Origin of the sequence: Dyadobacter sp. (assembly GCF_051859145.1) — a bacterium.
GTDB lineage: Bacteria > Bacteroidota > Bacteroidia > Cytophagales > Spirosomataceae > Dyadobacter.
Window position 1 is genome coordinate 1 of the sequence record NZ_JBHYGF010000238.1, and the last position, 6,700, is coordinate 6,700.

At 44.4% G+C, this 6,700-nt stretch carries 5 protein-coding genes; all 5 read right to left on the minus strand.

Annotation, left to right across the window (positions count from 1 at the left end; translation table 11 throughout):
* The coding region (locus ACTIE6_RS14570; RefSeq protein ID WP_439557335.1) for a glycosyltransferase family 2 protein at window positions 1–657 on the minus strand (657 nt) is incomplete at its 3' end.
* Window positions 658–1,827 (minus strand): glycosyltransferase family 4 protein, encoded by a 1,170-nt coding sequence (locus tag ACTIE6_RS14575; RefSeq protein WP_439557336.1) that lies wholly within the window; start codon window positions 1,825–1,827, stop codon window positions 658–660. It abuts the gene before it with no gap.
* 163 nt (window positions 1,828–1,990) lie between these two features.
* Window positions 1,991–3,040 (minus strand): Wzz/FepE/Etk N-terminal domain-containing protein, encoded by a 1,050-nt coding sequence (locus tag ACTIE6_RS14580; RefSeq protein WP_439557337.1) that lies wholly within the window; start codon window positions 3,038–3,040, stop codon window positions 1,991–1,993.
* Window positions 3,041–3,042: 2 nt separating this feature from the next.
* The gene (locus tag ACTIE6_RS14585) at window positions 3,043–5,436 is read right to left on the minus strand and encodes an SLBB domain-containing protein (RefSeq protein WP_439557338.1); all 2,394 of its coding nucleotides are present in this window, start codon (window positions 5,434–5,436) and stop codon (window positions 3,043–3,045) included.
* 133 nt (window positions 5,437–5,569) lie between these two features.
* A partial coding sequence (aspS, locus tag ACTIE6_RS14590) for an aspartate--tRNA ligase (protein WP_439557339.1) occupies window positions 5,570–6,700 on the minus strand: 1,131 nt, incomplete at its 5' end.

The window sequence follows — 6,700 nt, forward strand, 5'->3', positions numbered from 1 at the left end:
TACTCGGCGCGTATCTGCGAGCAATTCGATTTTGCTAACAGCGAAACTCAGCCCCCCAGTCCGCATTATGGCGACAGTTACCGGAAAGTAAGTTGCATCGTGATCTTTTAAATGGCTCAAAAGGAAGTCGTAATCACCGGCAATCTTGTAAGAAGTATCAAAGAGCCGTTCTTGAAAAAGACTACGCGCGTGAAATGTAGCCTGGTGCGCGAGATACATAGCCACATCCCGAAAACGTTTTTTTAAATCCGGCCATGCTACACCGTATTGCTTGTCCGTTCCGTCTGGATAGCGGTAGATGATGTCTCCGTAAGCGATTTTATGAGGTGTTTTCGTTAAGTGAGGAATGGAATCGGCAATGGAATTCTTGTCTGCCAGAAAATCATCCGCATTGATAAACAGCAGCCAATCCCCGGTAGAAGCTCTCACGCCTTTATTCATGGCATCATAAATTCCCTTATCTTTTTCACTGATCCAGTAATGCAGTTTGTCACTGTACCTACGGATAATATCAACCGTTCCGTCAGTGGAATTTCCGTCAATAATAATGTATTCTATATTGGGGTAAGTCTGCTCAAGAATACTCGTGATGGTAGTCTCAAGATATTGCTCACCATTTCTAACGACAGTTATTATTGTGATTTTTGGAGATTGCATTCAGTTGGATTTTAGAGCCAGATTCACCTCGTTCACAAAGTTGTCGGCATAGCTGCTGACGGTAAAATTCTTGGCAACGTGGTTCAGCGCATTTTCTGAAATGACTTTGTATAAAACAGGATCGGACAGAATCTTGTCGATTTTTTCGGCTAAATCATCTTCTTCACCTGTGTAAAGTAAACCCGTTTTACCATTTTCTATAATCTCGCTGGAACCTGCTGATGCGAATGCGACAACTGGTACGCCATACATCATACTTTCGACTGTAACCCTGCCAAATGCTTCCATGCGCGAGCACATTAAAGTCACATCCGACTCCGCTATCACAGTTTTTATGTCTTTCACGAATCCAAGGAACCTCACATATTCAGACAGGTTCTCCTGTTGAATGTATGTTTTAAGCTCGCCGTAGTATTCAGGATCATTGATGTCGCCTGCAATATGCAGTGTCAGCCTCTTTCCTGACCGCAATAATTGCCTTAGCGCCTTGATGGCAACTAATTGGTTTTTGGCACGGTTAATCACTCCGATTATTGAAATGACCGAAGTTCGATTTGCAAGCGATCTCGGAGTTTGCGCCATATCACTTCCAACCAGGCCATTGTAAATAATGACACTACGAGTGTCTACTTTGCCTTGTACAAGCCTTACTTCACGTATACTTTGTGAGATACAGATTATGGTATCCGCTTTACGGGCCCAGTATCTGAAGAAGGACTTTCCAAGGTTGTATTTGGAGTTGTAATCCTCATATACAAATTCCCGAAAATGCCACAAATGCTTTTTGGCAGCAAGCTGAGCTGTGATTGCACCAATCAGAATTACAGAGGAATTGGAATGAATAATGTCAACTTGCTCACTGTTAATCAGACTTACAATATGAGTGGCTGCCCGCACATTGGTTAAAAGCTTTACTATGCCCCGAAGCTTCGGAGTATTACTTGGACCATTGTAAACATCCGTTTTGAAAGGAATAACGCGGTAAGCAACAGCATTGGCTTTCAATTCTTCCGTAAACTGCCCCTCCTGCCTACATATAACCAACCAATCCAATCTATCCCGTGAGGCAAGAATCAGCGTCAGGAGCGATCTGTTTGCACCATATAGCTGGCCATAGTGACTAAATGACAGGATTTTAGGCTTTTTAATCTTACCGTATGCTTTGTTCATTAATTTCAATAGCAATTAACACACTCCATTTGCTCCCGGTATCTAGAATTCATCAGAGAGAAAATCTGATTTATAAAGGAAGTAGTGGTGTGAAGGCAAACAGCACAGTCCTTAATCGTGTGACTAGTGAGACAATGTAAATTGTTGTAATCTAAAGTTTGCGTTAAAGAAGTCGCAAGTGGTACTTTTCTCTGAAAAACACAATATAGATCAGTGTAAGGATTGCTCCTATAACTGCAAACACCAAAGCGATAATAAGCCTTTTAGGACTGCTTTTGTTGATCGGAACCTTCGCAGGTTCTAAAATCTTGAATACAGGCTTTTCTTCCTTGACCTTAATTTTGGATTGTTCAAGCTTGACCACAAGGTCAGAGTAGATCGACTGAGCAAGCACGTATTCCGCCTGCAAACGCTGCTCTTCAATCCGGGCTACGTTGAGGAATGCATTTCTGTTTCGGTCACGATAACTCGAAAGGGCGTATTCTGCTCTGTCTTGCCTGGCTTTGGCTTCCTTTACTCTGTCGTCAAGGAATAAAGCCTGGTCACTCGTTTTGGATGTCCGGTAATCTTCAACATATTGAATAAGATACTCCTTTGCACTTTCAACGATCATTGCAGCTACAACAGGATCCGCCATTTCACATTCAATCGTGATAATCCCGTTTTTATCATCCACATTAATGCTCACCAATCCGATTGCAGCCGAAATTTTGGCTTGTTCATCGCTGCTGAGGGAAATAATGTTAGATTTTGGCAACGGTGTTTGCGCCTTAGGTGGTCCCGGCTTTGATCGGAATAGCCCCTTAATGCTGGCTAACCAATTCTGTGATGTGTCGCGAGCGAAATATTCACGCAGGTCAGCATATTTCTTGCCTGACTCATCAATAACTGGTTGTTTTAATAAATACTGACCAAAAGGCGTACTCTTTAATATGTTTGGATAAAGTTCAGGAACCAACTTTTCAGCACCGCCTCGTTCAGCAGTTACAGCCATACTAAAAAAGGAATTCTTTCCCGACATACCGTATTCCGGCAGAAGTATAGTTTGTGCCGTAAAGAGCTTTGGCAACAAAAAACTATAAAGGATACCTATTACTGCAAAGCATATAGGTACGATTACCAACACTAAAAAGTACCTTCTAACAAAATCCAGCAGATCCGCTACGCTTACTTCAAGCGTTTCCCTTTTCGACAAAGTCTTGTTCTCCACCATTATTATAAAATACGTATGAGCGCAATCGCGAGTGTGGTGAATAATGAAATAAGGGCTAAGCGTTCGCCGCGGGACATTGGTTGCTCGTTTCTCGGCTCTTTCATCGGGATTGTGATCACAGAACCTGGTTCGACGCGCGGGTAAGACCTGAAAAAGAGGAATTTGTTTGTTCTGTGTGTCCGGCCGTTAGGATATGAAACGTACGTTCTGTTTTTACGGGCTCTTTCTGTGTAGCCACCGGCCTGTGAGATGTATTCCTTGAAGTTGAAGCTCCGGTCGAAGTTTACGACCGACGGGTTATAAACTCCTCCCTGGATCCGTACCATTTCAGACTTTTTAGGAATGTAAAGCGTGTCTCCGTCCATCAGCAGAAGATTGGCTGGAATATTTGGCTTCTCTACAATTGCTTTCAAATCGAGTGCAACAAGCTCTCTGTTGCGGTAAAAGCGCGCTCCTTCAATGTAGGCTTCCTTTTTCATTCCACCTACTTTTGGGAACAAGTCAGAAATGCGTTCGAAATTGTTCAAAATCGTGTAAGTACCCGGGTAAGTAACTTCTCCGGCAACCGTCACGATCTTCTGACTCTCGTATCTTGGCGATTTACGTACCAGCACGATATCATAAGGCAGGAGTTTGAATTTTTGATCTTCCTCATTCAGTACGAGGTTGTCCGCCACATTCAATGTGAAAATCCGGACATTCTGCGACTCAGGCAATCCGATTGTATCGTTCTTTACCCTTCGCGAAACTTCAATGCGGTAGGGAACTCCGCCTTCGGTAAAGCCGCCTGCCTGAAATATAAGGTCGGCTATTGTAATGTCTTTGTAATAGTAGTAGGCGCCTGGATTGATAATTGATCCATCAATGGACAGGTAGGTAAACTCTTTTAAATCTTCCACCGACTTGATCGTCAATATATCACCCGGCAAAAGCTGAATGTCAGGAATTTCGTTGTTCAGCAGTTTGCGAAGATCAATGGCGACAAGACCAGTCTGCGTATCGCCGCTGGCGCGTTCCAGCAATGCGCGGTTTAAGAATGCTCTCTGACCAATTCCCTGTGCGATATTAATCAGTTCTTTGACCGTTTTGGTACGTTCATCGAGCGGATAAAAGCCTGGCCGGGTCACAGCACCGCGGACTTCAACCTGATTGGCAATTACGTCAAGAATCTTTTTAACTGTAAAAATGTCGCCGTTCTTTGGTACGAATGAACCGATTTGCGTAGAATCGATCGTGCCAATAATAAAGTTATTGCCAGTATTGCGTTGGTATTGAATCAGCTGAGTAAATGCTTCGGGAGAAAAGCCGCCCGCATATCTGAGCAGATCACTCAAAGTCTCACCCGGCTTGGCTTCAAAAACACCGGTTTTCTTTAATAGACCTGCAAGCTCCACCCGGGTATCATAAGGACGGATGAGTATAATGTCCTGGTCTCTCAACGCGATATTATCCCGAAGATCTCCGTCCATTAAAAAGCGGTAAAGGTCTATTTTACGAAGTACCTTATTGTCCCTGATAATTTCAATATTCCTGTAAGATCCGTTTCTGTTTGGGCCACCTGAAACGTATAACGCATTAAATGCAGTAGCAAGGGAGGAAACAGTGTAGCTGCCAGGTCTGACAGCTTCTCCGATGATCATCACTTTGATGCTGCGCACGTTCCCTAACGTAATGCTCGAGTAAGTGCCGGATCCAGGTCTGTTGAGTGTTGAATATGCCTGCCTGAGCCGGTTAACGATTCTCTCATTGGCCTGTTCAATAGTTAGTCCGCTTACCTGCACCGGCGCAAGGTTCAGCATTTTAACAGTTCCTTCCGGGCTGACCTTCATTCTGAAATTGTCAACGGAATTTCCGTAAATGTCAACGATCAGCTCGTCATCAGGTCCGAGAATATAGTTTTTCGGGGTAGCGATACGAAGGTTAGGCTCGAAAGTTGCGGCTGAGCGACCAAAGAATGCGGATCCGAAAGTTCTGTTCAGTCTTCTTTGCCTGGCTTTGCCTGCGGCTGTCGAATCTCTCTCATTGTTAGTCTCATCATCGAGCTCGTCCTGATCATCCTGCTCGCGCGTTTCGTCGATTTCGTCGCGATTTGGGTCGTTTCTGGTGTTGTCTTTGGTGTTTTGCTGCAGTCTGCGGCGAATTGTGGAGATATCGTCGAGCGAATAACCTCTCTGAAGTGCAGCACGCTCAATATCCATGTCGGACATCCCGGCACCTTTCGCCTGGTTGTAAAAGTCGACAGCCTGCTGGTTGCCTACCTGTGTGGGATCAACCGTTGGTTGGGTAGTGGGTGTCTGAGGAGCAGTGTTTTGAGCAAAAACTTGAAGATTGATTAGAATCAGAAATACAGGTAGAATACGCCTTAAGTATTTCGTTAGAACGGATTGATAATGCATGCAGTGTCGTTATTTCGGCCGGTACTGGTGCGCTCCATTGTACCGGCGTGATTTGGAAAATCCTAAGTTGTGGTAAAACTACAAAATCTTAACTAATAATGATTTAAGAGTCACTACAGTTAACCGGATAGGACTATTCAACTTTTATTGATAATTCTTTCAATTGGCTGTCGGCAATAACTGATGGTGAATCTATCATCACATCGCGGCCAGAATTGTTTTTCGGGAATGCGATAAAGTCCCTGATCGAGTCGGCGCCGCCGAAAATTGAGCAAAGCCTGTCGAATCCGAATGCGATACCTGCGTGTGGTGGTGCACCAAACTCGAATGCATTCATCAGGAAGCCAAATTGTTCCTGAGCCTCTTCCGGCGAAAACCCGAGTATGCCGAACATTTTCTGTTGCAGTTCTTTCTCGAATATCCTGACAGATCCTCCGCCAACCTCAACGCCATTAATAACCATATCGTATGCATTTGCTCTCACAAGACCCAGGTTTTTATCCAGTAGATCGATATCCTCAGGTTTCGGACTCGTAAACGGATGGTGCATTGCAAACCATCTGTTTTCAGTTTCACCAAACTCCAGCAATGGAAAATCCAGTACCCAAAGTACCCGGTATTCATCCGGATTTCTCAGTCCGAGGCGGCTTCCCATTTCTAGGCGCAATTCATTCAGCTGCTTCCTTGCTTTGTCTCCTTGTCCGGAAAGTATCAACAGTAAGTCGCCTGGTTTTGCATTGAATGCAACTATCCATTTTTTAAGGTCTTCTTCGGTGTAAAATTTGTCAACGGAAGACTTGATTGATCCATCGGCATTATATCGCACATAAATCAAACCTTTTGCCCCAATTTGCGGGCGCTTGATCCAGTCTGTCAATTCGTCCATCTGCTTGCGGGTGTACTCTGCACAGCCCGGTGCGCAAATCCCCACAACCAACCCGGCATCATCAAAAACACCGAATCCTTTTCCAGAGGTAAGGTCCTGATCTTCGCCTTTGAGCTCTGTAAATTGCATGTCAAAACGAATGTCCGGTTTGTCTGAACCGTATAAACGCATTGCATCAGCGTAAGTCATTCTTGGTACTTCCGGCAGCTCGATCCCTTTTACATTCAAAAACAGGTTCCGGATCATACCCTCGAAAGTATTCAGTACATCTTCCTGGGTTACAAAAGACATTTCGCAGTCGATCTGAGTAAATTCAGGCTGACGGTCGGCACGTAAATCTTCATCACGGAAGCATTTTACAATCTGATAGTAACGGTC

Excerpts from the sequence above, each read along its gene's own strand:
- ACTIE6_RS14575 (WP_439557336.1), bottom strand. The coding sequence starts at position 1,827 with ATGAACAAAGCATACGGTAAGATTAAAAAGCCTAAAATCCTGTCATTT.
- ACTIE6_RS14580 (WP_439557337.1), bottom strand. The coding sequence starts at position 3,040 with ATGGTGGAGAACAAGACTTTGTCGAAAAGGGAAACGCTTGAAGTAAGC.
- ACTIE6_RS14585 (WP_439557338.1), bottom strand. The coding sequence starts at position 5,436 with ATGCATTATCAATCCGTTCTAACGAAATACTTAAGGCGTATTCTACCT.